At 32.4% G+C, this 26,179-nt stretch carries 28 protein-coding genes, 3 tRNA genes and 1 pseudogene; 10 read left to right on the top strand and 22 right to left on the bottom strand.

The features are described from left to right. Positions 1–11: 11 nt before the first annotated feature. Both aspA and ACVBED_RS02105 read right to left on the bottom strand, forming a co-directional pair. A pseudogene (gene aspA, locus ACVBED_RS02100) lies at positions 12–191 on the bottom strand (aspartate ammonia-lyase); the annotation flags it as partial. A gap of 435 nt (positions 192–626) precedes the next feature. Then, positions 627–1,628 (bottom strand): N-acetylmuramoyl-L-alanine amidase, encoded by a 1,002-nt coding sequence (locus tag ACVBED_RS02105; RefSeq protein WP_447120925.1) that lies wholly within the window; start codon positions 1,626–1,628, stop codon positions 627–629. A gap of 131 nt (positions 1,629–1,759) precedes the next feature. On the opposite strand from ACVBED_RS02105, the gene ACVBED_RS02110 reads away from it, so the two are divergent. The 5 genes from ACVBED_RS02110 (at position 1,760) to ACVBED_RS02130 (ending at position 4,198) form a co-directional block, all read left to right on the top strand. Beyond that, a tRNA-Ser gene (locus ACVBED_RS02110) sits at positions 1,760–1,846 on the top strand. 20 nt (positions 1,847–1,866) lie between these two features. Next, a tRNA-Pro gene (locus ACVBED_RS02115) sits at positions 1,867–1,941 on the top strand. Between the two features lie 56 nt (positions 1,942–1,997). After that, positions 1,998–2,071 (top strand) — tRNA-Arg (locus ACVBED_RS02120). 129 nt (positions 2,072–2,200) lie between these two features. Next, entirely contained in the window at positions 2,201–2,881 is a 681-nt protein-coding gene (locus tag ACVBED_RS02125) for a type 1 glutamine amidotransferase domain-containing protein (RefSeq protein WP_473094412.1), read from the top strand. 96 nt (positions 2,882–2,977) lie between these two features. Next, the gene (locus tag ACVBED_RS02130) at positions 2,978–4,198 is read left to right on the top strand and encodes a glycosyltransferase (RefSeq protein ID WP_447120928.1); all 1,221 of its coding nucleotides are present in this window, start codon (positions 2,978–2,980) and stop codon (positions 4,196–4,198) included. A gap of 1 nt (position 4,199) precedes the next feature. Here the strand turns inward: ACVBED_RS02130 and ACVBED_RS02135 are convergent, their stop codons facing one another. The 5 genes from ACVBED_RS02135 to ACVBED_RS02155 form a co-directional block, all read right to left on the bottom strand. Next, positions 4,200–4,787, bottom strand: a complete 588-nt coding sequence (locus tag ACVBED_RS02135; RefSeq protein WP_447120930.1) for a MiaE family protein — start codon at positions 4,785–4,787, stop codon at positions 4,200–4,202. A gap of 20 nt (positions 4,788–4,807) precedes the next feature. Beyond that, positions 4,808–5,365, bottom strand: coding sequence for a 16S rRNA (guanine(966)-N(2))-methyltransferase RsmD (rsmD, locus tag ACVBED_RS02140; RefSeq protein ID WP_473094413.1), 558 nt, complete (start codon positions 5,363–5,365; stop codon positions 4,808–4,810). 84 nt (positions 5,366–5,449) lie between these two features. Further along, positions 5,450–6,166 (bottom strand): DUF3822 family protein, encoded by a 717-nt coding sequence (locus ACVBED_RS02145; protein ID WP_447120931.1) that lies wholly within the window; start codon positions 6,164–6,166, stop codon positions 5,450–5,452. Positions 6,167–6,232: 66 nt separating this feature from the next. After that, positions 6,233–6,727 carry a Smr/MutS family protein gene (locus ACVBED_RS02150; protein ID WP_447120932.1) on the bottom strand — a complete coding sequence of 165 codons (495 nt, stop codon included), beginning with the start codon at positions 6,725–6,727 and terminating at the stop codon, positions 6,233–6,235. Positions 6,728–6,784: 57 nt separating this feature from the next. Continuing rightward, on the bottom strand, positions 6,785–7,276 hold the full coding sequence (locus ACVBED_RS02155) for a metallophosphoesterase family protein (protein ID WP_447120933.1): 492 nt from the start codon (positions 7,274–7,276) through the stop codon (positions 6,785–6,787). Positions 7,277–7,681: 405 nt separating this feature from the next. Here ACVBED_RS02155 and truA point away from each other — a divergent pair, with 405 nt between their 5' ends. Continuing rightward, positions 7,682–8,422, top strand: coding sequence for a tRNA pseudouridine(38-40) synthase TruA (truA, locus tag ACVBED_RS02160; RefSeq protein WP_447120934.1), 741 nt, complete (start codon positions 7,682–7,684; stop codon positions 8,420–8,422). A gap of 73 nt (positions 8,423–8,495) precedes the next feature. Continuing rightward, entirely contained in the window at positions 8,496–10,235 is a 1,740-nt protein-coding gene (locus tag ACVBED_RS02165; protein ID WP_447120935.1) for an ABC transporter ATP-binding protein, read from the top strand. Between the two features lie 104 nt (positions 10,236–10,339). Here ACVBED_RS02165 and ACVBED_RS02170 read toward each other — a convergent pair whose 3' ends face one another. The 5 genes from ACVBED_RS02170 to ACVBED_RS02190 all read right to left on the bottom strand — a co-directional run bounded on the left by ACVBED_RS02170 (position 10,340) and on the right by ACVBED_RS02190 (position 13,730). Next, the gene (locus ACVBED_RS02170) at positions 10,340–10,495 is read right to left on the bottom strand and encodes an FEKKY domain-containing protein (protein WP_447121152.1); all 156 of its coding nucleotides are present in this window, start codon (positions 10,493–10,495) and stop codon (positions 10,340–10,342) included. Further along, entirely contained in the window at positions 10,486–10,704 is a 219-nt protein-coding gene (locus ACVBED_RS02175; protein WP_447120936.1) for a hypothetical protein, read from the bottom strand. Before ACVBED_RS02175 ends, ACVBED_RS02170 begins: the two co-directional genes overlap by 10 nt. A gap of 112 nt (positions 10,705–10,816) precedes the next feature. Beyond that, on the bottom strand, positions 10,817–11,587 hold the full coding sequence (locus tag ACVBED_RS02180) for a DUF3575 domain-containing protein (RefSeq protein WP_447120937.1): 771 nt from the start codon (positions 11,585–11,587) through the stop codon (positions 10,817–10,819). 134 nt (positions 11,588–11,721) lie between these two features. Then, positions 11,722–13,347 carry a chaperonin GroEL gene (gene groL / locus ACVBED_RS02185; protein WP_447120938.1) on the bottom strand — a complete coding sequence of 542 codons (1,626 nt, stop codon included), beginning with the start codon at positions 13,345–13,347 and terminating at the stop codon, positions 11,722–11,724. 104 nt (positions 13,348–13,451) lie between these two features. After that, positions 13,452–13,730 (bottom strand): co-chaperone GroES, encoded by a 279-nt coding sequence (locus ACVBED_RS02190; RefSeq protein ID WP_447120939.1) that lies wholly within the window; start codon positions 13,728–13,730, stop codon positions 13,452–13,454. Between the two features lie 213 nt (positions 13,731–13,943). Between ACVBED_RS02190 and uvrC the strand changes: the two genes are divergently transcribed. Both uvrC and ACVBED_RS02200 read left to right on the top strand, forming a co-directional pair. Further along, a complete protein-coding gene (gene uvrC / locus ACVBED_RS02195; RefSeq protein WP_473094414.1) occupies positions 13,944–15,734 on the top strand; it encodes an excinuclease ABC subunit UvrC in 1,791 nt (596 codons plus the stop codon). Between the two features lie 12 nt (positions 15,735–15,746). Continuing rightward, on the top strand, positions 15,747–16,514 hold the full coding sequence (locus ACVBED_RS02200; protein WP_447120941.1) for a DUF5677 domain-containing protein: 768 nt from the start codon (positions 15,747–15,749) through the stop codon (positions 16,512–16,514). A 6-nt stretch (positions 16,515–16,520) separates the two neighbouring features. On the opposite strand, the gene ACVBED_RS02205 is transcribed toward ACVBED_RS02200, so the two are convergent. The 10 genes from ACVBED_RS02205 to ACVBED_RS02250 form a co-directional block, all read right to left on the bottom strand. Then, the gene (locus ACVBED_RS02205; RefSeq protein WP_473094415.1) at positions 16,521–17,855 is read right to left on the bottom strand and encodes a UDP-N-acetylmuramate--L-alanine ligase; all 1,335 of its coding nucleotides are present in this window, start codon (positions 17,853–17,855) and stop codon (positions 16,521–16,523) included. Between the two features lie 47 nt (positions 17,856–17,902). Further along, entirely contained in the window at positions 17,903–18,718 is an 816-nt protein-coding gene (locus tag ACVBED_RS02210; protein WP_447120942.1) for a lysophospholipid acyltransferase family protein, read from the bottom strand. A 25-nt stretch (positions 18,719–18,743) separates the two neighbouring features. Then, positions 18,744–19,373 carry an NUDIX hydrolase gene (locus ACVBED_RS02215; RefSeq protein ID WP_447120943.1) on the bottom strand — a complete coding sequence of 210 codons (630 nt, stop codon included), beginning with the start codon at positions 19,371–19,373 and terminating at the stop codon, positions 18,744–18,746. Between the two features lie 200 nt (positions 19,374–19,573). Next, positions 19,574–19,990 (bottom strand): STM3941 family protein, encoded by a 417-nt coding sequence (locus ACVBED_RS02220; RefSeq protein WP_447120944.1) that lies wholly within the window; start codon positions 19,988–19,990, stop codon positions 19,574–19,576. 199 nt (positions 19,991–20,189) lie between these two features. Next, complete coding sequence (arsB, locus tag ACVBED_RS02225) at positions 20,190–21,236, bottom strand: ACR3 family arsenite efflux transporter (RefSeq protein ID WP_447120945.1); 1,047 nt, start codon at positions 21,234–21,236, stop codon at positions 20,190–20,192. A 2-nt stretch (positions 21,237–21,238) separates the two neighbouring features. Then, complete coding sequence (locus ACVBED_RS02230; protein WP_447120946.1) at positions 21,239–21,871, bottom strand: low molecular weight phosphatase family protein; 633 nt, start codon at positions 21,869–21,871, stop codon at positions 21,239–21,241. Positions 21,872–21,884: 13 nt separating this feature from the next. Then, positions 21,885–22,352, bottom strand: a complete 468-nt coding sequence (locus ACVBED_RS02235) for a DUF6428 family protein (RefSeq protein ID WP_447120948.1) — start codon at positions 22,350–22,352, stop codon at positions 21,885–21,887. 48 nt (positions 22,353–22,400) lie between these two features. After that, the gene (locus ACVBED_RS02240) at positions 22,401–22,733 is read right to left on the bottom strand and encodes an ArsR/SmtB family transcription factor (RefSeq protein WP_447120950.1); all 333 of its coding nucleotides are present in this window, start codon (positions 22,731–22,733) and stop codon (positions 22,401–22,403) included. A gap of 240 nt (positions 22,734–22,973) precedes the next feature. Further along, positions 22,974–24,533 (bottom strand): Rne/Rng family ribonuclease, encoded by a 1,560-nt coding sequence (locus ACVBED_RS02245; RefSeq protein ID WP_447120951.1) that lies wholly within the window; start codon positions 24,531–24,533, stop codon positions 22,974–22,976. 243 nt (positions 24,534–24,776) lie between these two features. Beyond that, the gene (locus tag ACVBED_RS02250; RefSeq protein ID WP_090082143.1) at positions 24,777–25,067 is read right to left on the bottom strand and encodes an HU family DNA-binding protein; all 291 of its coding nucleotides are present in this window, start codon (positions 25,065–25,067) and stop codon (positions 24,777–24,779) included. 46 nt (positions 25,068–25,113) lie between these two features. On the opposite strand from ACVBED_RS02250, the gene mutY reads away from it, so the two are divergent. Next, positions 25,114–26,175 (top strand): A/G-specific adenine glycosylase, encoded by a 1,062-nt coding sequence (gene mutY, locus ACVBED_RS02255; RefSeq protein WP_447120952.1) that lies wholly within the window; start codon positions 25,114–25,116, stop codon positions 26,173–26,175. The last annotated feature ends 4 nt before the right edge of the window (positions 26,176–26,179 follow it).

Genomic DNA, 26,179 nt, shown 5'->3' on the forward strand with positions numbered 1-26,179 from the left:
GTATTTTAAAATTAAGACACCAGATCTTCAGGATTCAACCTGTGTTTTGGATCTAAAATTTCGTCTAATCTTTTTTGTGACAAAAGATTGTGTTCCAGAACCAGATCATAAACAGATTTCCCAGTTTGAAGAGCTTCTTTTGCAATTTTTGTAGAATTTTTATATCCAATATAAGGATTTAACGCCGTCACTCATCAAGCAAACCTAATTGGTAGTTTGTTTTCGCTGCGGCTTTTTTCACATACGCAAAACCTATAATAAAATCTGGATATGACGAAAGTAGCTGACCGGAAATTTTAAAATTATCGATTGCTCTTTGAGTTTATACACAGTAATAAGCGTCTTTTGGGACGTCTAATTCATCTAAAAGATCGCTTTCTTTTCTAAAGTTTTCCATAAATATTATTATGTTGGAAGTTAGGATTTATAACCCAAAGACTAAAATTTAAAGCAGATATTAAGAAAGAATTAGCACAATAAAAGATAATAATTTGAACAGACTCAACAGTCTGTCGCTCTCAATCTTTTTGTTGTCATTACGAAGAATTAAGTAATAGTACGATGATTCAAATTGAAAAATTAAAAATTAATCAGCAAGTCGGACTGCCTGAGATTTTTCTTAAATTTCAAGGATATTTCTGAACTAAAGCCTGTAAAATTGCCCATGTTTCAGCGTCTAAAATACCATCGTAATTTGCGGGACGGAAATGATATTGAAAAGTTTCAATCGTTTTTTTCGTCGCATCATCCATTATTCCAGAAGGTTGAGTGTCATATCCAAATGTCTGTAACATTGTTTGAACTTTAAATATAAAAGGATACGTAGATATTTGTGTCATAAAATCAGAATTTACGGCCTGATCATAAAAAATTTGTTTAACAGCATCATCATACCACATTCCTAATTGGTATTCTTTGTAAAGTCTCTCCCATGGAAAATCTGGGCCTGGATCTTGTTTTCTGCCGGGTGCAATATCAGAATGACCTAAAATATTGGTCGGTGGTATCATGTATCTCGTCGCAATATCCTTTGCTAAAGCTGCCACTTTTTTAAATTGATATTCGGGAAAGGGAACAAATATTTTTTTCCCTGTTGCGTCTGAAGTAAAGCCGTTGTTTACGATCTCAATACCGATAGAATTGTCATTTAAATTTTTATCCTTTCTCCAGGCACTTATTCCAGCGTGGTAAGCTCTTTTATTTTCATCTACTAACTGGTAAATTTCCTTATCTTCAAAATCATTCACCAAATAATGGGCACTTACGGTTTGTTCAGTTAAAACTCTGATTGATTTTTCATCATCTAAAGCAGTATAATGAAGTATTAAATATTTCTGGCGGAAGTTCTGCGCTAATGCTGGAAAGTATGTTTTTACGACATTATATTTCATTGGTTTCGCAGTTACAATCGAGCCATAACTTACAGTATTGTCGTTTTTCATAGCGTCTGATAAATTAACTGTAAAATATTCCCCTTTTATAGTTTCAACGGGTGGCTTTGGTGGTTTAGGTGGTTGTATCTGTTTTTGCGGTGTTGGTTTTGGCGCAGGATTTTTAACTACTGCCTTTTGAGTTTCGCAAGATAAAAGTAAAATTCCTAAACTAATGATATAGAATGATTTACGCATTTTTTGATGGTATTTTTGATTATAATATTCAAAAATACTAATTTATTTAGAATTTTTTTTGGTTACTACTTAAAACTATTTTATATTTGCACTCGCAATTACAGAACAGAAGCTCTTAAAAATATTGCATTGGAGAGTTGCCTGAGAGGCCGAAAGGACATGTTTGCTAAACATGCGTACTGGTAACGGTACCAAGGGTTCGAATCCCTTACTCTCCGCAACTTTCAGACAAAATTCTCGGGGCGTAGCGTAGTCCGGTCATCGCGCCTGGTTTGGGACCAGGAGGTCGCAGGTTCGAATCCTGCCGCCCCGACTTTTTAAAAATTCCCAAAAAGATTATCTTTATTAGGCAAAAATTTAATCTCTAATGGGTGCGTAGCTCAGCTGGATAGAGCATCTGCCTTCTAAGCAGACGGTCACAGGTTCGAATCCTGTCGCGCTCACTTAAACTTCACAATATTTGTGGAGTTTTTTTTTGTTCAAAATTCAAAGATTTGATTAACTAATTTTTTCAATCTGACCGCTCAGTTTTATTTTTAGATCTAAAAATTGTAGGCATCAAAAAAAAATTTATGAAAAAAATATTGATGATTCTTACGTCTCACAGTTCTTTAGTTAATACGAATAGCAAAACTGGTGTTTGGTTAAGCGAACTCACGGATCCTTATTATGAATTGAAAGAGGTCGGTTTCGAGATCACGTTAGCAAGTTTAAAAGGTGGCGAACCACCGATTGAACCAACAAGTTTATTGACTGAAAATATCACCGAAGCCAACAGAAAATATCAGAATGATGAAGTTTTACAGCATCAGTTTAAAAATACTAAAAAAATTAGCGAAGTTCAGGCTTCAGATTTTGATACTTTATTTATTCCGGGTGGACACGGTCCTTTATTTGATTTAGCAGAAGACAAGGACACAGGAAAATTAATTATCGATTTTTATAACGCAGGGAAATATGTGACGGCAGTTTGTCACGGTTCTGCCGCTTTTATCGCTGCGGAAAATTATCAAAATGGCTTTTTGAAAGATAAAAATGTAACGTGCTTTAGTAATGTTGAAGAAAAATTAGTTAGCAAAACAGAGCAGGTTCCTTATTTATTAGAAGATAAATTAGAAAGTTTAGGAGCAAAAATAGACAACTCTATTATTCCTTTTAATTCTAATGTAAAGGTTGATGGTAATTTAATTACTAGTCAAAATCCATTGTCAGCGGGACCTGCCGCCGAAGAATTAATTAAATTATTATCTTAATTTTATTTAGTAAAATTCCCAAACTGCTTAAATTTTTTAAGCGGTTTTTTTATGTTTACTAAATCTTTTATATTATTGCAAAAACAAATCTAATTCATGAAAAAATTATTAATTATTGGAGCGGTTTGGCCTGAACCAACTTCTACCGCAGCAGGTAAAAGAATGCTACAATTAATTTCACTTTTTCAAAACTTAAATTTTGAGATTACTTTTTGCTCTACCTCGACAAAATCTGAACATTCATTTGATTTAAATTCTCTGAATGTTTCTACTGAAAATATTTTACTTAATGATTTGAGTTTTGATAAATTTGTTAAAAATTTACAGCCAGAAATCGTTCTGTTTGATCGTTTTATGACCGAGGAACAATTCGGTTGGCGCGTTTCGGAACAATGTCCAAAAGCGTTAAAAATATTAGATACAGAAGATTTACATTTTTTAAGAAAACAGCGTGAATTTGATTTTAAAAATAAAGAAGAAAATAGAAATCGATCCGAAATTTCTGAGATTTTCATGCGTGAGATTTCATCAATTTTAAGATGTGATTTATCTTTAATAATATCAGATTTTGAACAAAATTTGTTAATGGGAAAATATAAAATTAATCCTGACATTTTATATTATTTACCGATGTTCTCTGAAAAACACCAAGGTGAAATTCCAGATTTTCAAGAGCGGAAAAACTTTATGCATATTGGTAATTTTTTGCACGAACCAAATTGGCAAACCGTTTTAATTCTAAAAAAACTGTGGAAAAATATCAAGCAAAAATTAGCAGAAAGTGAACTGCACATCTATGGAAGTTATGTTACGGAAAAAGCCAAACAACTTCACAATGAAAAAGATGGATTTATTATAAAAGGCCGCGCAAAATCTGTAAATGATGTTTTTCTAAATTATAAAGTTTTATTGGCGCCAATTCCTTTTGGTGCAGGAATTAAAGGTAAATTATTAGAAAGCATGGAGTTTGGATTGCCAAATATTACCACAGAAATTGGTGCAGAAGGAATGCGATTTAATGAAAAGTGGAATGGATTTATAACAAAAACTAACGAAGAATTTATTGAAAAAACTGTTCAGATTTATTCAGATTATGAAATTTGGAATTCTGCGCAAAGTATTGGTTTTGAAATTTTAGAAAAAAAATTCGATAGAAATTTATTCGAAAAAGATTTTATTGAAAGGCTTAAAAATCTAACTGAAAATTTAGAATTCCATAGAAATCAAAATTATTTTGGTCAAATTTTGCAGCAAAATGCACTTCAAAGTACAAAATATATGAGCAAGTGGATTGAAGAAAAAAATAAGAAAAAGTAAATTATCCGTGAATCGTTTCGCCAGTTCCGAAACTTTTTATAATCCGCGCTTCTTCATCTAACCAAGCATTCCATCGGGCTTCTACATCAATTGTTTCTGCATATTTTCGGGCAAAATTGATGAAAGTGGCGTAATGTCCGGCTTCACTTTCCATTAATTCCCAATAAAATTTTGCTAGTTTTTCGTCTTTAATTGTTTCTGCCAAAACTTTAAAACGTTCACAACTTCTCGCTTCGATCATTGCCGCAAAAAGCAATCTTTCAATTAAACCAGATTCTCTTTCGCCGTTAGAAGATTTCTTCATGTATTTCGCCAGTTCACCAACATAATCATCTTTTCGCTCGCGTAAAAATTCGTAGCCACGTTCTAAAATAATATCGTGAACCATTTTAAAATGTTCCATTTCTTCAATGGAAATTTTTAGCATTTCAGTTACCAATTCTGGCTTTTCAGAATTTTGAATAATTAAATGAATCGCATTTGATGCGGCTTTTTGCTCACACCAAGCGTGATCAGAAAGGATTTCTTCTAAATTGTTTTCTGCGATATTCGCCCATCTTGGGTCGGTCGGTAACTTTAATCGAAACATTTTTTTATTTTAATCAAAAATTATTTTTCGGCATATTTAAAAAAACTAAAACTCACATTTCCATATTTTCGGGTGTCTTGTAAATGTTCGTTTTCAAACTTTATTTTACTTTGATGTTCGAGAATAAAAAGTCCAGTTGGTTTTAAAAAAGCATTATTGAAAATACCATTTATGATTTCTTCATATTTTTTTTCTTCCGTCTCAAAAGGGGGATCTGCAAAAATAATATCGTAAGATTTCTGCGCTTTGTTCTTCCTGATATATTCAAAAACATCGGCGCGCATCGTTCTTATTTGTGAAGACAAATCTAATTCTGCCGATGTTGAGTTGATAAAACCGACATGTTTTGCATTATTATCGATCGATGTAACATCTTTACAATCGCGAGAAGCAAATTCTAAACTAACGCTTCCAATACCGCAAAATAAATCTAAAACAGAACAGAATTCAAACTCAAATTTATTTTGTAAAATACTAAAAAGTGCTTCTTTCGCGAAATCTGTGGTAGGGCGAACATCGAAATTTTTTGGTGCAGAAATTTTTTTGGCTTTCCATTTTCCTGCTATTATTCTGTACATATTTTTTAATTAATAGATTATAAATTTAGATTAAGTCTTCAAAAACAAAGGGTTACTTTGTTAGCCGTAACGACTATTAAAAATCTAATTTAAGATAAAATTGTGTTTGTGAAGATTATCAAATTTAATTGATAAATGCTTTACAAATTTTCTTAATTCTGATATAAATGTTTCATTTTCAGTCGTTTCACCATAAACAAAAAAGTGCGTATCCGTAATTGAAAAATTTATTTTATTTAAAGTAAACATAATAAAATAAAGAAAATCAACCTCTGAATTTAGATCTAAATTATTATATAAAACTAATTTTTTGTCATTGACAGCAATGAATTCACACTGATGGTGGTAAAGATGAATGTGAATTTCGTATTTCTTTTTTGACGAAATAGAATTTAAAAATTTCTCGCCTGAAAAATTAAAATTTACAGATTTTTCTAAAGATTTAATTTTTTGATAAAATTCTTTTGGGAACGTGTAATAAAACTGAAGGCCATATTTTTTATTAACAGAAAGCATTAATTCTTCCTCGTTTTCGTTTACTGAAGCGTTGTATGAAATTAATTTGTAACCCAGTTCATGTTGCGTAAATTCTTCCGGCATTAGCGCAAAATGGTTCAAAGCTGAAATAACTTGTATTTCCTGAAAATCATTTTTTTCAAGGACTGTATTTAAATTTTCTGCGATAAAATTTTCGGGCGACTCTTCGTCCATAAAATAAAAATGATCTTCTAAAACCGTTTTATAATTGGTCAGATGATACTGCAAGCCGTCTTTTGTGAAAAGTAATTTTAATTTCTGCATAAAGTGCAAATTTATCAAAATTTTACCAAATACTCATTTATTATAATAATTGAAATTCAAGAAGTTTTAAAGAAATGTCACCCAGACATTTCCCGAACTGTGGAAGAAAAAGTCGTCTTCTTCATATTGAATACCGCTATAGCCGCGCAGATAATCGTAAACTAAATTTTGTAAAATGCCGTCACCAATGCCGTGAATGATGTTTAATTTTTTGATATAATTTTTCTTGCAATAATCTAAATTACTAATCAATGTTTCTTTCTGGATTTCCAGACGTTCCCAAGCAGAATATTCTGCCGAATTTTTTACTAATTTTTCAAAATGTAAATCAATAACTCGGCTATTGTCAGAATTTTTTTTGCTTGTCGTTTTCTTTAAATCATCTTTTATTGAGATTGCAGATTTCTCATATAAGTGACCTTCTCTAGGGATGATTTTTGAAATTTCAATGGAATGTTCAAAGCCAAATTCATCTTCAATTAGGACAAAATCTTTTCCCACAGAAATAATTTTCCCTGTAGTTGTTTCATCCAATACTGAAATTAAATCGCCTTTTTTCATATTTTTTTAGAGACAAGAACCAAGAGTTGCATTTTCAACTGACAATTAAAACATATTTTATCGACCGCCTAATTCTATAATATTTAAATTCTCAATTTTGTCGCTATTGATTTCAAACTGCATCATCGTTCGCACTTTATGCCATCCTTGTTTTCCGCAAGCACCAGGATTTAGGTGCAGCAAATTATATTTTTTGTCATACATCGCTTTTAAAATATGCGAATGTCCGGAAATAAAAAGTTGAGGTTTCTGCTTTTCAATTTCAATTTTTGCCAAAGCAGAGTAGCGGTTTGGATAACCGCCGATGTGTATCATCAAAACAGAAACTTCTTCACATTTAAAACTCAAAACTTCAGGAACAATTTTTCTGATTTTTTCATCGTCAATATTGCCGTAAACGCCGCGAAATGGTTTTATTTTTTCTAAACTTTCCAAGACTTCCAAATTACCAAAATCGCCGGCGTGCCATATTTCATCGGCGTTATTTGCATAGTCTAAAATACGGTCGTCCATATGAGAATGCGTATCGGAAAGCAGGAGAATTTTCATTGCTTCAAAGTTGAGATATTTTTTTTGAATCTTAAAAATTTCTTTTTATTATTCTGTTCTTTTGCCTTGAAGCAAAAGAACCAAAAATTCAAGACTGGAAACTCACCTAAAAATTAAACCTTTGCCCTAAAATTTCCAAACTCGGGCGGAAAGTTTAATTGTTTTCTGAGTTGTTTGTTTTTCGCCGCCACTCAAACAGTGGAAATTTTTTAACGGTCAAAATTTTAATTTTCGTAACGGTTCCGTTTCCTAAGTCGAAAGAGAAGATAAATAAAATTTTTAGCCCTGATTGGAACGGCATCCTTTTTATTTTTTCTTAAAAAATGAAAAGATATAGTGGAAAGCAGGACGAGTCTTCGTAAAAAATACAAATTAGTTGCTTCTAATTTTTCATAAATTTGCAAAATGCAGCGTTATTTTATTGAATTCAGTTATTTCGGAAAAAATTATTTTGGCTACCAAAGACAGCCTCGCGAAATTTCTGTGCAGGAAGTTCTGGAAAATGCGCTTTCGACAAAACTTCGTGCTGAAATAAAAATTGTGGGCGCAGGAAGAACTGACACGGGCGTGCATGCAAAAAAGATGTTTGCGCACTTTGAGACTGCAGAAATTTTGGAAGTAAATTTTGTTTACCGATTAAATAGTCTACTGCCGGAAGATATTGCTGTGAAGAAAATTTTTAAGGTTAAAAATGATTTTCATGCGCGGTTTGATGCGACTTTCCGAACTTATGAATATTGTATTTCTTTAGAAAAAAATCCTTTCACAACCGATTTTTCTTGGCAGATCCGGCGCGGAAAAATTGATGTTGAGAAAATGAATGAAGGCTGCAAAATGCTTTTTGAGACTACAGATTTTACTAGTTTTGCAAAATTACACGCTGATAATAAAACCAATAATTGCAAAATTTATAAGGCCGTTTGGGAACAAAAGGAAAATGAACTAAAATTCGCGATTTCTGCGGATCGTTTTTTGCGAAATATGGTGCGTGCAATAGTTGGAACGATGGTTGATCTTGGGGCGGGAAAAATTTCTTTGGAAGATTTCAATGAGATTATTTTAGCAAAAAACAGAAATTTAGCAGGAACTTCTGCTCCGCCTCAAGGACTTTTTTTGATGGATGTTGGCTATGATTTTAAGACTTAATTTGCTTTTTTTTGAAAAAAAATATAGATTCCGTCAATTGTGAAAGTTTGATTCTTTGCGTAACTTTGCGCCAATGAAAGAACAGAGCACGGGTAGTATTTTGAAAAGGCTTTTCGTAATTGGGATGAAATTCCGATCGTGGTTTATTTTTACGCTGATAATTTCTATTCTTTTGGCGATTGTTTCCACTTACAGACCCTATCTTACGATGAATATTGTGGATCAGGATATCATGAAATCGAAGGATTTTTCGAAACTCATGCCGCATATTTATATTTTAATCGCGCTAGTTTTTGCGGAATCTATTCTCAATTTTTTCTTGGTCTACTTTTCGAATTTTATTTCTCAAAACGTTATCCGAGACATTCGGGAACGTCTTTATCATAAATTAATTTATTTTAAAACTTCTTTTTTTGATAAAACACCAATTGGTCAGTTAGTAACTCGAGCAGTAAGTGATGTTGAAACAATTTCGACAGTTTACACCGACGGCTTTTTAATGGTTTTTGGGGATGTTCTACGAATTATTTTCGTTCTAGTGGCGATGTTTTTGGTGAATGTTCATCTAAGTTATATTTCTCTGGCGATTTTACCTTTAATGGTTGTGATCACACGGTTTTTCCAGAAGAGATTGAAAAAAGCGTTTGGTGATGAGCGTACATGGACGGCAACTCAAAATAGTTTCGTGCAGGAAAGATTATCTGGAATGTCAATTATTCAGGTTTTTAACCGACAGGATGCAGAATTTAAAAAGTTTGATGACATAAATATCAGCTTAAAAAGTGCACTTCTTAGAACTGTCTATATTTTCTCTTTATTTTTCCCGGTTGTGGAATTGATTTCCTCAGTTTTTATCGGATTAATTTTATTTTACGGCGGTTATATAAAAATTTTCCCGGGTGAAATAATCGCGTTTATTCAATATATTTCAATGTTAATTCGTCCCTTAAGACAAATTGCAGATCGTTTTAATAATATTCAAAGAGGATTAGTTGGCGCAGAAAGAGTTTTGGGTGTTATGGATGAGAATTTTGAAATGCCAAATACTGGAAAAATTGTTAAAAATACTTTTGATGGAAAAATAGAATTTAAAAATGTTTATTTTTCTTACGATGAAAAACAGGAAGTTTTAAAAGGTATTAGTTTTACTGTAAATCCGGGCGAGACTGTTGCGATCGTCGGCGCGACAGGAGCAGGAAAATCAACTATTATTAGTTTAATTACAAGATTGTATGATATTAATTCTGGTAAGATCTTGCTCGACGATGTCAATTTAAAAGATTACGAACTTTATAATTTAAGGGAACATATCGGTGTTGTTTTACAAGATGTTTTTCTCTTCCACGGAACGGTGTTTGAAAATCTTTCTTTCGGCGATGAAAGTGTGACGCTGGAAAAAATTAAAGCGATTGCAAAGGATATTGAAGTGGATGATTTTATTGAGAGTTTACCCGGCGGCTATGAATTTGTGGTGAGTGAGCGTGGTTCTTCGATTTCTCTTGGTCAAAGACAACTATTGTCATTTTTGCGCGCTTATCTTTCTGATCCTAAAATTTTAATTTTAGATGAAGCAACGTCTTCCGTTGATGTTGAAAGTGAAAAATTAATTCAGAAAGCAACTGAAAAAATCACAAAAAACCGAACTTCAATTATTATCGCACACAGACTTTCAACAATAGTAAATGCTGATAAAATTATCGTGATGGATAGTGGTAAAATTGTGGAAGCAGGAACACATCAGGAACTTTTATCAGAACGAGGCTATTATTCGAAATTGTATCAAGGACAATTGCAGGTTGAAGAAGAGGTTTAGATTTTTATTATTTTAATGGAAAGCTGATAAAGATTTTTTTGAAATTGCTCATCAATTTAGTTTGTAAAGACGTTTCACTTAGTAACTTATCTGGCTTTATTTTTTTAAATATTATCTAAGCCGAAAGGTTTAGAAAGCAGATCTTTTTTCCAGGTTTTACCATACTTATTTGTTAGGTATTGTGCTAAAAAAGTATTGTTTAGTTTGGCTCTTTTTGAGGAAAAATAATCAATAACGCAACCTTCAGTTTTTAAATCAATACCGTATTTTCTTTAAATTTTCTAAAATCTTGGTCTGCTATACCAAACGAAATGAATTTTGCTTTGCCATATTTTATTTGATTTTCAATATTTTCTGCAGTCGCAATACTGTGACTTAAATAATGATTTATTCTTGCGATTTTTGTAGAATCTAAATTCCTTTTAATACTAATTTTCTTGTCTGATTTTTTAATAATTGAAGAAGTCATAAATTCTTTTTTCTGGCAATAAAGTAGAGTGGCGATTGTGAATATTATCGATAGCGAATAAAAAAACCTTTTGCCCCTAAAAAAACCGTTCAATATAGAACGGTCTGTTATTTTAAAATCTAAATCCTAAAGATAAACCACTTCGAAATCCCGCCCAAGGTCCGCTTACATCTATATGCGCGCCATGAGGATTTGTCTGGACTGTGTACCTTATAAAAGGTACGTTTAAATTTTCAATTTCTCTTTTCAATTGTGCCTGCATTTCTGGGGAAAGTGTTTGGTCTGTTGTAAGATCAAAAATTCCTTTTCCAGATCCATAATGCGCACCCGCGATCCAAAAATCTAAAACTAGATTTTGACTTTTAGTGAGAAAAAATTGAGAGCCAATCATTAGTCCACCACTATTTCCATTGGTATTTCCAAAGCCCTTCAAAGGAATTTCATAAGTAACACCGGTTACCGGCTGGTAATCATAAACAAAATCAAAAGTATTGGAAGTGATTTTGGAATATCTGTAATAAGGTGCGAAATAAAATCCTTTCCCGTAGCCTTTTCCGATATAAAAGCGGGATTCTAAGGTGTAATTGGAAGCTTTAACTTCTAAATTTTCTAATTTCTTTCTATCTTTTTCGGCTAAAAATGAGTTTAAAAAGGGGACCTTTCCTTGGGGAACTATTCCAAATCCCGCGTTTATGGAAAACCATCTATTAATCGACCTTTCGTAAGTTAGGTTTATATTTTTAAAGACATAAGCCGTAATATTTGTTTTAATAATATTCATTTTTTGCGAAGAAATGTCTGTCATATTATCTTGCGAGATAGTTTGCTGTGCACTTATATTTAGAATATAGAAGCTTCCCGCTAATAAAAGGATTTTTTTCATGGTGTTTAGTTTTTATTCGTTAAATATAGTTAAAAATACGGAAAAGAATTTATTTATAATATAACCTTGAAAAAAAGTATAAAAAAATCCGCTCAATTGCTTGAGCGGATTTTTATAAATCACGAAGATTTTTCTTACATCATTCCTGGCATTCCACCGCCCATATTTGGCATTGCTGGATCTTCTTTCGGAACTTCTGTGATCACACATTCAGTTGTCAAAAGCATTCCCGCAACGGAAGCTGCATTTTCTAGAGCCACACGAACCACTTTTGTAGGATCGATAATTCCTGCCTCAAACATGTTGCAATATTCGTCTGTTTTCGCATTAAAACCATAATCACCAGAACCTTCTGCAACTTTCGCTACTACAACTGAACCTTCGCCACCAGCGTTAGTTACAATTTGTCTTAAAGGCTCTTCAATAGCACGTTTAATGATTTTTATACCTGTATTTTCATCTTGGTTTGCACCTTCTACGTTAATCGCTTTTATTGCACGAACTAAAGCAACACCACCACCAGCAACGATACCTTCTTCAACAGCTGCTCTCGTAGCGTGAAGTGCATCATCTACACGGTCTTTTTTCTCTTTCATTTCAATTTCTGAAGCTGCACCAATATAAAGAACTGCAACACCACCAGCTAATTTAGCTAATCTTTCCTGTAATTTTTCCTTATCGTAATCAGAAGTTGTGGTTTCTATCTGCGCTTTAATTTGGTTTACTCTGCCTTTAATCAAGCTTTCTTCACCTGCACCGTTTACAATTGTCGTATTTTCTTTATCAATGGTAATTTTCTCTGCAGTTCCAAGCATTTCTAAGGTTACGTTCTCCATTGTGAAACCTCTGTCTTCAGAAATTACAGTTCCACCAGTTAAAGTTGCGATATCTTCTAGTAATGCTTTTCTTCTGTCACCAAATCCTGGTGCTTTTACAGCCGCGATTTTAAGTGAACCTCTTAATTTATTCACTACTAAAGTTGCTAATGCTTCACCTTCAACTTCTTCACAGATAATTAACAGTGCTTTACCAGATTGCGCAACCGGTTCTAAAATCGGTAATAAATCTTTCATTGAAGAGATTTTTTTCTCTACTAATAAAATATATGGATTTTCTAATTCTGCAATCATTTTCTCTGGATTAGTGACAAAATAAGGTGACTGGTAACCTCTGTCAAATTGCATTCCTTCAACTACGTCAACTGTTGTGTCAATTCCTTTTGCTTCTTCAACAGTAATTACACCTTCTTTACCTACCTTTCCAAAGGCTTCAGCGATCAAAGTGCCGATAGTTTCGTCATTATTTGCAGAAACTGAGGCTACTTGTTTAATTTTTTCTGATTCATTCCCAACTTCTTGAGATTGAGATTTTAGATTTTCAACAACTGCTTTTACTGCTTTGTCAATTCCTCTTTTCAAATCCATTGGATTGGCTCCTGCGGCAACGTTTTTCAAACCTTCACGAACAATCGCCTGTGCTAAAACTGTTGCAGTAGTTGTACCGTCACCGGCAATATCATTGGTTTTAGAAGCGACTTCTTTCACCATTTGCGCACCCATATTTTCCACACGGTCTGCTAATTCTATTTCTTTTGCTACAGAAACACCGTCTTTTGTAACGTGTGGCGCACCGTAAGATTTTTCAATTACAACATTTCTACCTTTTGGCCCTAATGTTACTTTTACTGCGTTTGCTAAAGCGTCAACACCTCTTTTTAAAGCGTCTCTACTATCTATGTCAAATTTAATTTCTTTTGCCATTTTATTTGGATTTTTATACGATGTAAGAACTACAAAGTATTTAAGTTTATTTATTTAATTATTTAAAGCTGTTTGGCTGTACTTTTTAAAAGTATCAGCTCATTTTATCCTAAAATTCCTAAAATATCAGATTCTTTTACAATTAAATAATCTGTACCGTTAATTTTTAATTCTGATCCAGCGTATTTTCCATAAAGTACTTTATCGCCAACTTTTACAGTCATTGGCTCATCTACATTACCGTTACCTACTGCAAGTACAGTGCCTTCTTGAGGTTTTTCCTTTGCGGTATCTGGAATAATGATTCCTGAGGCTGTTTTTGTTTCAGCAGCGGTCGGTTCTATTAAAACGCGGTCTGCAATTGGTCTAAAATTTACTGACATATTTATATATTTTTTTAAAGTTCTATTCTGATTTTGACTATAATTATGCCATTTATATTTTCAACAAAATTTTCTTTTAAATCAAATTAATGTCAGATAGAATATTATTTTTTCGGAAATATTGTCACATATTGATTTTTTAAATCATATTTACGTAATCTTTATTTAATATTTTACGCAAATCTTCTTTATTAAAATCCTTATTTTTGTTAGATGAAAGAAGCGCTCGCATTACAACTTCAGACTTTGCCCTCCGATCCTGGCGTTTACCGATATTACGACAAAAGTGGTAAATTACTTTATGTTGGAAAAGCTAAAAATCTAAAGAAAAGGGTATTGTCTTATTTTAATAAAAATCAGGTTGGTTTTAGAACAAGAACGATGATTTCTAAAATAGATCGTTTAGAAACGACCGTTGTAAACAGTGAATATGACGCTCTTTTGTTAGAAAATAATTTAATAAAAGAGCAAAAGCCATTTTATAATGTAATGCTGAAAGATGATAAATCTTATCCTTACATTGTCATAAAGAACGAACATTTTCCGCGAATATTTCTTACCAGAAACAAAATAAAAGACGGCTCAGAATATTATGGGCCTTATGCAAAAGTTCGCCCAGCAAGGGTTTTATTAGACATTATTAAGCATATTTATAAAATCCGGACCTGCAATTTAAATTTATCACCAAATAAAATTGCTGAAGGAAAATACAAAGTTTGTCTGGAATACCACATTAAAAATTGTGAGGCCCCGTGCGAAATGTTCGAAAGTGAGGCCGATTATGATCATAAAATTGAAGCGATACGTGGAATTGTAAAAGGCGATTTTAAATTGGCAACTAATTATTTGGAAATCCAAATGCAGAAATTTGCACAAAATCTGGAGTTTGAAAATGCGCAAAATATTAAAGAACGGTTAGAAACTTTGGACAATTATCGCGTTAGACACACGGTTGTAAACCCAAATATTGATGATGTCGATGTTTTCGGGATGACGAGTGATGAATCGGCAGCCTATATTAATTACTTTAAAATACGAAACGGAAATATTATTCAGTCTTACACCACAGAAATTAAGAAAATTCTGGAGGAAAGTGATGAAGATATTATGGAAGAGGCTTTAATTGAAATTCGTCAAAAATTTGAATCCACTTCTAAAGAAATTCTGTTGCCTTTTCATCTTTCTGTAGAAATCCCGAATGCGAAAATCTTTGTTCCGAAAATGGGCGATAAAAAAAGAATTTTGGAATTATCTGAGAAAAATGCGAAGGAATATAGAATTGAAAAATTAAAACAGGTTCAAATTATTGATCCAGAAAGACACACAAACCGCATTATGGCGGAAATGCAGAAGTTATTGAGAATGCCCGCAGAACCGCGACACATCGAAGGTTTTGACAATTCTAATATTCAAGGCACAAATCCTGTCGGTGCTTGTGTTGTTTTTCGGGATGGAAAAGCCTTTAAAAAAGACTATCGGATTTTCCATATAAAAACAGTGGTTGGTCCGGATGATTTTGCGAGTATGGAAGAAGTCATTTACCGAAGATACCGAAGAATGCTGGATGAGGGTGAAGATCTACCGCAATTAATTTTAATAGATGGCGGAAAAGGGCAACTAAGTTCGGCCGTGAAAAGTTTAAAATTATTAGGACTTTATGGCAAAATTACCATCATCGGAATTGCAAAACGTCTGGAAGAAATCTATTTTCCTGAAGATTCTATTCCATTATATTTGGATAAATCTTCTGAAACTTTAAAAATTTTGCAACGCGTGCGAGATGAATCTCACCGTTTTGGCGTAAAGCATCACCGAGCGCGCCGCACAAATTCTACTATAAAATCTGAATTGGAAGAAATTCCCGGCGTTGGTGAGAAAACAATAGAATTGCTTTTAAATAAATTAAAATCTGTAAAGCGCGTGAAAGAATCTAATGTCGAAACTTTAGAAGAGATTTTAGGAAAAGTGAAAGGAAAAGTGGTTTGGGATTTTTTTAATAAATAAATATAGTAAATAATGGATGAAGATAAATTACTTTTTCAATTGAATACAATTATTGACAATTATTTAGAAATATTAGAGAATGAAAATATTTCCGACATAGATAATCAAAGATTTTTAATTTTAATATCAAACAAACAAATTTTAGTGTCAAAAACTATTATTAAATTAATAGAAAATGAACATCCTGAAATAAATTCGATATTTTCTTTAATGAGATTATTAAATGAAAATTATTTAATAAACTATTATTTACATTTCGAAAATATTGATTATCAACAAAAATGTTACAGATATTTGCTATATGAGTACTGTGGTTTACATAATAGAAGCAAATACACGCCAAAAAATATTAAAAAATTCGAGGAAATTAAAAACGATGAATCCATTAGAAAGGATTTTCTTCAGTCTGAAATAAAATTAAATGAATATTTCATTGATGAAAAAATAAAAAAAATTCCTACTAAAATTTTTGATAAAGTAAGTTATTTTGATAAAACAGATTTGAATGAGGAATCTTTTGTTACTTTTTGGCGTTTATTTTCAAATTATGCACATTCAGAATACATAAGCTTAATTCATTTTATTGATATTGATTCAGATAATGTTAAATTAAATCATGTGTTGAATTTCTGCGAAGATCAAATTATTTACCTTAATTGCAAGCTTAAAATTAATCTTGAAAATAACTTTAAAAAATGGATTGGAAATAGAATTAATAATAGTTTAAATAATGATTTGAAAAAATTTGAAGAAGATTTATTAATAAAAATTAATTCCTAAACCCAATCATACCAAATCCAAACCACCAAAATTACCTGAACTCATCATCAGAAAAACGCCTTTCGTTTTATCTAATGTTTCCCAGTATTGATGTAGATCTTCGGCGTTTGTAAAGACTTTTAAATCTTTATTTTTAAATTTTTCTTTAATAAAATCTGCAGAAATAGCGTCCATTCTTTTGATTTTCAATGCTTCTTCATCGTAGAAAACGATTGCTTCTTCTAAACCATTCAAAGCAGAATCATATTGCTCTAAAAAAACAGGATTCAAACTAGAGTAGGTATGAAGTTCTAAAAACCCATATTTTTTTTCTGCTGTAAATTGTTCGCAAAATGCATTTACCACTGCTTTTACTTTACTTGGTGCATGTGCAAAATCTTTATATAAAATACCTTTATCTAATCTTTCAATTTTTTCTAAACGCTTCGAAGCGCCTTTAAAACTCATGATTGCTTCATAAAATTCTTCTTCCATAATGCCCAATTGTTGGCAAATAAATCGCGCGCCTTCTAGATTTAATAAATTATGTTTCCCAAAAACGGATAATGGAATTTCGCCCATATTTGTTTTTAAAAAAACTTTACCGTCAGAAATTTTATAATCTGGTGTTTTATAAGGAATTTTTCTGAAAAAATTAGTTGAACTTTCAATCACTTTTACGACTTCTTCATCTTCTTCATTATAAACCAAAACGCCACCAGGAATTATGCTTGCAACGAATTTTCTAAATTGTTCTATATAATCATCAAAAGTTTTAAACACATTTATGTGATCCCATGCAATGCCGGAAAGCAAAGCAATATTTGGTAAATAAAGCAAAAATTTTGAACGCAGATCGATAGGTGACGACAAATATTCATCGCCTTCCAGAATCATAAAATCAGTATCATCGGTGATTTTAACCATACAATCAAAACCTTCCAGCTGGGCACCAACCATATAGTCGATGTTTTTATGGTGGAAATTTAAAACATGCAAAATCATTGAAGTAATGGTAGTTTTCCCGTGAGAACCGCCAATGACGACGCGCGTTTTATTTTTAGACTGTTCGTAAAGAAATTCGGGGTATGAATAAATTTTCAAACCTAATTCTTTTGCTCTTAAAAGTTCCGGATTATCAATTCTAGCGTGCATCCCAAGAATGACTGCATCTAAATCTGAGGTTATTTTTTCTGGAAACCAACCTAATTTTGTTGGTAAAATATTTTTTTTGCTAAGTCGGGATTTTGAAGGTTCAAAAATAGCATCGTCGGAACCGCTAACTTCAAATCCTTTATCTTTTAATGCGATGGCTAGATTGTGCATAGCGCTTCCGCCGATTGCAATAAAATGGGTCCTCAAAATTAATTTATTTTAAATGAATTTTTTCTCTGTTTGAATTTTCGATATTAGTAAGGAAATATTTTAGGTTTAGTGTCAGACATTTTACCTGCTTTCAATTCCTGTTCGTAATCGTGTAAAATATTAAAATCGTCCGTCTGTTCAATGCCGTGCATGATTTTATTTAAAATTGTTTGCGCGTCATCTTTTTCATAATCTATATCAAGCGGTTTTTTGAATTCCATGGTTGGTTTCACGCCAGTCACTTTTATTTTCAATCCTTTTTTGTCAAAAGCCCGTCTAAAACCGTTTATTTTTATGGGAATTACAATTGGTTTTTGATTCTTAACTAATTTGGCCGTGCCTTTTCTGCCTTGTGCAAAAGCCGAAGTGGTACCTTGTGGAAAAGTAATGACCCAGCCATTATCTAACGCTTTCATAATGTTTTCAATCTCTGTTAAATCTACCATTCGGTTCACATTGTGACCTTCCGTGCGCCAGGTTCTTTTCACCGTAATTGCACCGGCTAATTTAAATATTCTAGATAGAATTCCTTTATTCATGGTTTCTTCCGCCGCAACATAATAAAAATCAACTTTAGGATTGAGTAAATAAATTGGATTTTTAATTGAGTTTAAATAGCCATTATTAACGGAACAAAAAGCGTGATACATTGCTGCAACATCCGCAAAATAAGTTTGGTGATTTGACACAAATAAAACATTACTGTCCGGTAGATCTACTAAATTTTCTGTACCGGTTATTTTCAGTTTATTAAACCCATTAAATCTTCTGTAGGAAATCATTCCCAAAACAAAAATGATGAGTCTTTTTAGAATATAGAGATTTCCAAAAGCGTCTGTAAATATGTTTTTCTTCGCCATTTATCAATTAAAATTACGCGCAAATTTACATATTTTTTAACAATAAACTGAATTCACTTAATATCATAGAAGTCGCGCCCCAAATCTGGTGACCACCAAAATTGATAACCGGAACTTCCACGCCACGCGAAGAATTTAAGATTTTCATTTCGGGTTTTTCAGAAAGATTTAATAAAGATTCTATAGGAAATTCTATTAAATCTACGGCTTCGGTTTCCTGTAAAATAAAGGACGGATTTTTGGTGGTGTAGGATACAAAAGCATGTACATAAAAATTACTTGGAGGAATGTAAATTGGCGAAAGCTCACGAATTATCCTGATGTAGTGTTCGGAAATCCCAACTTCTTCCGACGTTTCACGTGTGGCAGTACGTGAAAAATTTTCGTCAGATTCTTCTTTTTTACCGCCAGGAAATGAAATTTGCCCACTGTGACGGTCGCGTTCATTTTTGCTTCTGACAATTAAGGGGAAATACCAGGTATTATCTTTTAAATAAAGTAAAATATTGACGGCCGCCAATTTTGGATTATTTGCTAAAATTTCTTGCTCAGAAAGTACGGCCCTGTAAGGCGGCGAATAAACGGCATGTGCATTTTCGCCTTCCAACTGGGCTTTTTTTATTCTTTCTAATAAGTCTCGACCAAAAATTTGCATAATACAAAATTAAGAAATTATGTTTTAGGAAATAAAGTAGAAAAAAATTTTAACGTTTTGCAGCTAACCGAAGGACGGAACTTTTACCACAAAACTTAATTTGAAAAACTAAACTTCCATTAACCACAAATGTGTCTTTGAAAAACGAAACCCTGCCCTTTAGGTAGGTCCTGTTAACGGTTCGGTATTCTTTCTCGCTGTTAATTTAGTCTGTCTTTTAATAATTTTTTCAAGGCGTTAAAGTTATATTTTAAAGTCGTGGAAGTTATAGATAATGGCGTTCCATACATTTTCATATTTCCAGCCATTAGTTTGCGTTTCATTCTACTTACTTTTTCTAAAATTTCATTCGGGTCTTTTGTGAAAATGAGTAAAAACTTTGTCGACATAACTTGTTCGGTTCTTTTTTCAATTATGTCAGCCCATTTAATAAGTCCGATGCTTGTTGCGTTTGTGTTGTCAATAATTCCGCTGTCGTCAATTGTCAACCCCACATTATTGTCGAACAGTTTCTTAATTCCGTAAATTCCAGTCGCACCGAAGAACAAAACACTTGCAATACCAACTCCTTTTATTAGTGTCGGATTAAAACGTGTTTGGATTTCAATTATGTTCATTTTTATGTCTGTCGTTCATGTTTGTTTGTGCTGTGCCGTTTTTTATGCTGACCGATAACTTGTTTATATGTATCACAAAACTATACAAAGCCGCCTAAATTTGGATATATTCGCAGCATTTATGTCATACTTTATTTACATGCTAATATAAATAAATCTTTAAAATATAACATTTCACAAGTTTGAAAGAAATGACTTTTTAGCCGCGATTTATGGGAAAATATTTTTTCTTTAACCAAAATGAAACCCTTACTAATAATATTAAAGCCGGAACTTCTACCAATGGACCAATTACGCCGGCAAATGCTTGTCCAGAATTTAAGCCGAAAACTGCAATGGCAACCGCGATCGCCAATTCAAAATTATTTCCTGCCGCAGTAAATGCAACTGCTGCAGTTTTATCATATTCCGCTCCCATTACTTTTGTAACGAAAAATCCAATGAAAAACATAATTGTAAAATAGATAAGTAAGGGAACAGCGATAATTAAAACATCTAGTGGAATTTTTACTATTAATTCGCCTTTTAAAGAAAACATAATGACAATTGTAAATAAAAGTGCAATTAATGTCATTGGTGAAATAGTGGGAATAAATTTTTTAGTGTACCATTCTTCGCCTTTAAGTTTTACCAAAATCATACGACTTAAAATTCCAAGAACGAAAGGAATACCTAAATAAATGGCGACACTTTCTGCGATTTTTCCGATGGAAATATCAACGATTACACCTTTAAAACCGAAGTAAGGCGGAAGAACCGTTATGAAAATCCAGGCGTAAAAACTATATGCAAAAACTTGGAAAATACTATTCAGCGCCACTAATCCTGCGCCATATTCACTACTTCCTTCGGCTAAATCATTCCAAACCAAAACCATTGCGATGCAACGCGCCAGACCAATTAAAATCAATCCAACCATGTATTCTGGGTAATCTCGTAAGAATGTAATTGCTAAAAAAAACATTAAAAGGGGTCCAATTATCCAGTTGAGAATTAAGGAAATGGAAAGGATTTTTGTATTTCGAAAAACTTTTGGCAATAGGGAATAATTTACTTTTGCTAAAGGCGGATACATCATCAAAATTAATCCAATCGCGATTGGAATGTTGGTTGTCCCGCTATTGAATTTATTAACGAAAACCAGAAAAGAAGGAATGAAATAGCCAATTGCAACACCAACAATCATGGCGACAAAAATCCACAGAGTAAGATTTTTATCTAAGAAACTTAATTTTTTTGTTATCATTTTTAAGACTTGATTTGAGTGAAAACATAAAATAATTCAGTGGCGATCTGCAGACTTCTTTCGTTGTATTTTTCGCCTTGCTGCGGCGTATTGTCAAATGCTTTTGGGTCTTCAAAAGTAATTGGGATTTTCTTTTCTGCGCCGAAAACAATAGGGCAGGCTTCGTTCGCGGAATTACAAGTCAAAATTGCTGCAAACTCAGATTTTGGATTGAAATTATCATTTAATTTTTTTGAAAATCCGATTATAGGATGTTCATTTTGTGCATATTTAATGCAATAAATTGGATTTTTTCCGTCCGAAAGAGTTTTGATTTGAAAGCCTGAATTTTGTAAAGTTTGCGTAACCATCGGGAAAAGCGCCGTATTTTCTGTACCGCCAGAATAGCAGAATACATTTTTAATATTAAAATAATGGGCTAAAGTTTGTGCCCAGACTTGCGATAAATGACTTCTACGGGAATTGTGCGTACAAATAAAATTCAAACGAATTTCTGAGTTATTAGAAACTTTTGTTTGAATAAATTTAATTAATGGTTGTAAAATTAATTTTCTTTCGTTTGAAATAGTTTCTGGTTTTAAACCTTTGATTACTTTATCTATTGACGAAAATAGAGGTGATTTTTCTGTTTTCATTTTTTTTAATATTTTAGCAACAACCACTTCCTGGTTCACAAGAATTTTCTTTTTGAAATTCTGAAAACTTTAATTTTGATTTTTGTGCAGGAATTCCGCATTTATCTTTAGCCAAACAATCGGTTTGTTTTGCTGTTAAAATAAAGTTTTCTCCGTTAAAATCTAATCCAAATTTCTCAATTGTTTCTCCTTGATATTCTACCTCGATTTCTAAATCTCCGATTTCAAAAGCTTTTTCTGAAAGTTCAATGATCTGCAATAATTTTTTTGGATGCAATCTGTGGTCGTAATCATTTGCATTCCAAAGTTGAAAATTTATAACTTCTTCACTTCGAACGGTTCCGCCGCAATCAATAAAATGTTTTGTGATTTTCCCTACTTCTGTTACATGAAAATGATTTGGAACTAATTTGCCGTTTGGCAACTCAAATGAAATTGTTTCCAATTCATTCAGTTTATTTTTTATTTCTAAGAGTTTCATTTTTATATTTTTTATTTCGATTTTAGGATTAATAATTTTAAATTTATTTTAGCAGCAATTTCCTGTTTCAGAGATATCTTGATTTAAAAATTGCAACATTGTTTCCTTCATTTTTGTCCAGTTTTCTTTGTTAATGCAATAGCAAACGCTTGTTCCTTCTACGTTTCCTTTAATCAAACCTAAATATTTTAATTCTTTTAAATGTTGTGAAATAGTAGGTTGCGCTAATCCAATTTCATTTACTAGATCTCCGCAAACGCAAGAATTTATCTTAAACAAATACTGCAAAATAGAAACCCGTGCAGGATGCCCAAAAACTTTTGCGAATAAAGAAATTTCATTTTGTTCATCTGTAAATATTTCGGTTTTGGATACTCCCATTTTTAATTATATTAATACATTGCAATATTACGATTAATATTTTACATAAGAAAAATAAGTGGTCGAAAAGAAAAAAAATATAGTCTAGATAGCCCAGATGGAAGCGGCATCCTTTTTTGGTGCGAGCGAAGCGAGCGCCAAAAAAGATAGAGCGAACAGCAGGACTAAGTTTGAAAGAAAGCGAAAATTGCGTTGCTCCAAAATAAAAGAAACTTCCAGATTTTGGAAGTTTCAGTAGATTTAATTTGAATAACTGACCAGTTCTTTTTTGTCGCTATTTAAAAGTTTGTATTCTAAATATTTGTAAGAATCTCGCGGAATAATGGTGACCCATTTTTTGTATTTTAAATACCATTTGTTTTGAATACTCATAATTCCTTTGGTAAGATAGGCCTCTACAAAAGGGTGAACGTGCAAATAAAGTTTGCCTTTTTGGGTCTGCATGATGTTGCGAATGGTTTCTTCCATACGCTCTACAATAACTATTGGCGCAAGGATTTCACCGTTTTCGTTCGGATTGTCTTCCTGCGTTTTTATGACTTTTTCAGGTCGGGTTCTTTGTCTTGTAATTTGAATTAATCCAAATTTACTTGGCGGTAAAATTTTATGCCGCGCTTTATCTCGCAACATTTCTTCTTGAAGATGGTCAAATAGTTCACGGCGGTGATTGGCGTCTATCATATCGATAAAATCGACTACAATGATGCCGCCCATATCGCGCAAACGAAGTTGGCGAGCAATTTCTGTTGCCGCCATTTTATTCACATAAAGTGCGTGTTCTCTATTACCAGATTTGCTAGAATTAATATTGTTCCCCGAGTTTACATCTATCACATGAAGTGCTTCTGTATGCTCAATGACAAGATATGCACCTTTTGAACTAGGAATATTGACGTGCTTTCCAAAACTTTGTTTCAGTTGCTTTTCTACATTATAATATTCCATTAGAGGAACATGAGAATCGTAGAACTGGACAATGTTTTTGCGTTCTGGTGCAATTACTTCCAGATAATTTTTCATATCCGAAACCATCTGCTCATCGTCACAAAAAATGTTGACAAAATCTGCATTGAAATTATCCCGCAAAATAGAAGAGGCTTTATCTTCTTCGCTCAATATTTTAGAAGGAATTTTTGCTTTCTGAATGTTTTTAAAAGTCGCGTCCCACTTTTGAACCAATTGATTCATATCATTGTGAAGTTCCGCCACTTTTTTTCCTTCGGCCACAGTTCTGATAATTACACCAAAACCTTCAGGTTTAATACTTTCTATTAAAGTACGAAGTCGAATTTTTTCAGCAGAATCTTCAATTTTCTTTGAAATCGAAACTTTGGTATCAAATGGAATGAGAACTAAAAATCTTCCGGTAAGTGAAATCTGGGTAGAAATCCGTGGGCCTTTCGTAGAAATGGGTTCTTTTGTGATTTGTAATAAAACCGTATCATCTTTAGATAATACTTTGTCGATTAGACCATTCTTAAAAATTTCTTTTTCTAGAGGAAAATTCTTTAAACTCGGATTTTCTAATTTTTTGGTAATTACATTTTTTAGAAAACTAGAATACGTTAGGTATTCTGGACCAAGATCTTGGTAATGCAGAAATGCATCTTTCTCATAGCCTATATTTACAAAAGCAGCATTTAGATTTGGTGCTAATTTTTTAACTTTTCCTAAAAAAAGATCACCTACTACAAATTCACTTTTCATTTCCTCTTCATGAAGTTCAAACAACCGGCCTTCTTCTAAAAGCGCGATTTTAGTGTATTCACCTTCATGTGATATGATAAGTTCTTTCTTCATTAATAAAAAATCAGGTATATTTTAAAATATATTTGAATAAATAGGGTATAAACAAAAATATAGTCAATGAAATTTTCAGCAAATTTGCATCAACTATATTTATATATGGTTTAAGAAAAGCCTATTTTTTCTTGTGTCTATTTGCTCTTCTACGTTTTTTTCTTTTGTGAGTCGCTACCTTATGTCTCTTTCTTTTTTTTCCGCTTGGCATAATTTTCTGTTATTTATAAGTTTAAAATTAATTTATTTTACTGGTACTTTTGTTTTGATTTTCTCTACAAAAGTTTTGGAAGGTTTAAAAGCTGGGATGTTGTGCGCTGGGATCTCTATAGCAGTATTTTTAGAAATATTTCTGCCAGTTTTCGCCGCTCTGGTTTTAATAATAAAAGATCCGAAACCTCTAAGATAAACATTATCACCATTATACATAGAAGTGCGTACCTCCTGCATGAAAGCTTCGATCACTTTCTGCGTGTCGTTCTTTTCTACGCCTAATTTATTTGAGATGGTGTTTACCAATTCTGCCTTTGTCATTTCCTTTTTTGTTTATATTTTTGGTGTGCAAATATAAAACTTATTTTTGAAAGCAAAAAAACAAAAGCCTGATTTTCTACATCTTGGTAGTAAATTATTAAATTGGTACAAGACAAATTCTCGGGATTTGCCGTGGCGAAAAACAAAAGATCCGTACAAAATTTGGATTTGTGAAATTCTTTTGCAGCAAACTCAAGTAAAACAAGGTTTAAATCATTACCTAAAATTTGTGGAGAGATTCCCAAATGTTAAAAGTCTCGCGGAAGCTAATGAAGATGAGGTTTTATTGTATTGGAAAGGTTTAGGATATTACTCCCGTGCTCTAAACCTGCATAAAGCTTCAAAACAGATCATGTTAGATTTTAAGGGAAAATTCCCCGAAGATCATACTTCAATTCTAAGTTTAAAAGGTGTCGGAAAATATACGGCTGCAGCGATTGCAAGTATTTCTTTCGATTTAAAATATCCCGCAATCGATGGGAACTTTTACCGTGTTTTATCACGACTTTTTGCGGATAATTTTGATATTTCTAACGGAAAAGCCTTCCAATATTTTTCAGAATTAGCACTTTTGATGATGCCAGAGAAGAAATTTGGAGATTTTAATGAAGCAATAATGGATTTAGGTTCTGAAATTTGCAAGCCAAAAAATCCACTTTGTGATGTCTGTCCATTAAATAATGACTGCTTGGCTTTTCAATCCGGAACTATTAATAATTTCCCTTTAAAAACAAAAAAAACGAAAATCACAGATTTAGAATTAACCTATTATTTTATAAATTATAATAGTCAGTTTCTTACTAAACGAAGAAAAGACGATTTTATCTGGAAAAAACTATATGAATTTTCTACAGAAATTCCGGAAAATTTTGAACAGTTTATAAAAAGGGTGTCTGTTGTGGCTCATAAATTAACACACAAAAAACTAAAGATTAGTATTAGTGATGTTCAAATTTCTGATTTAAAATTATTCAAAGATTTTGCGGCCGATAATAATTTTGAAATTATAGATTTATATGAGGCCAAGCAAAAGTCTTTCCCAAAACCTCTTCAGAATTACTTAGAAAAACTAGAAGATAAAGCTTCATTTCAAGGTGAATTATTCTAAAACA

It is taken from the genome of Halpernia sp. GG3, assembly GCF_052976925.2.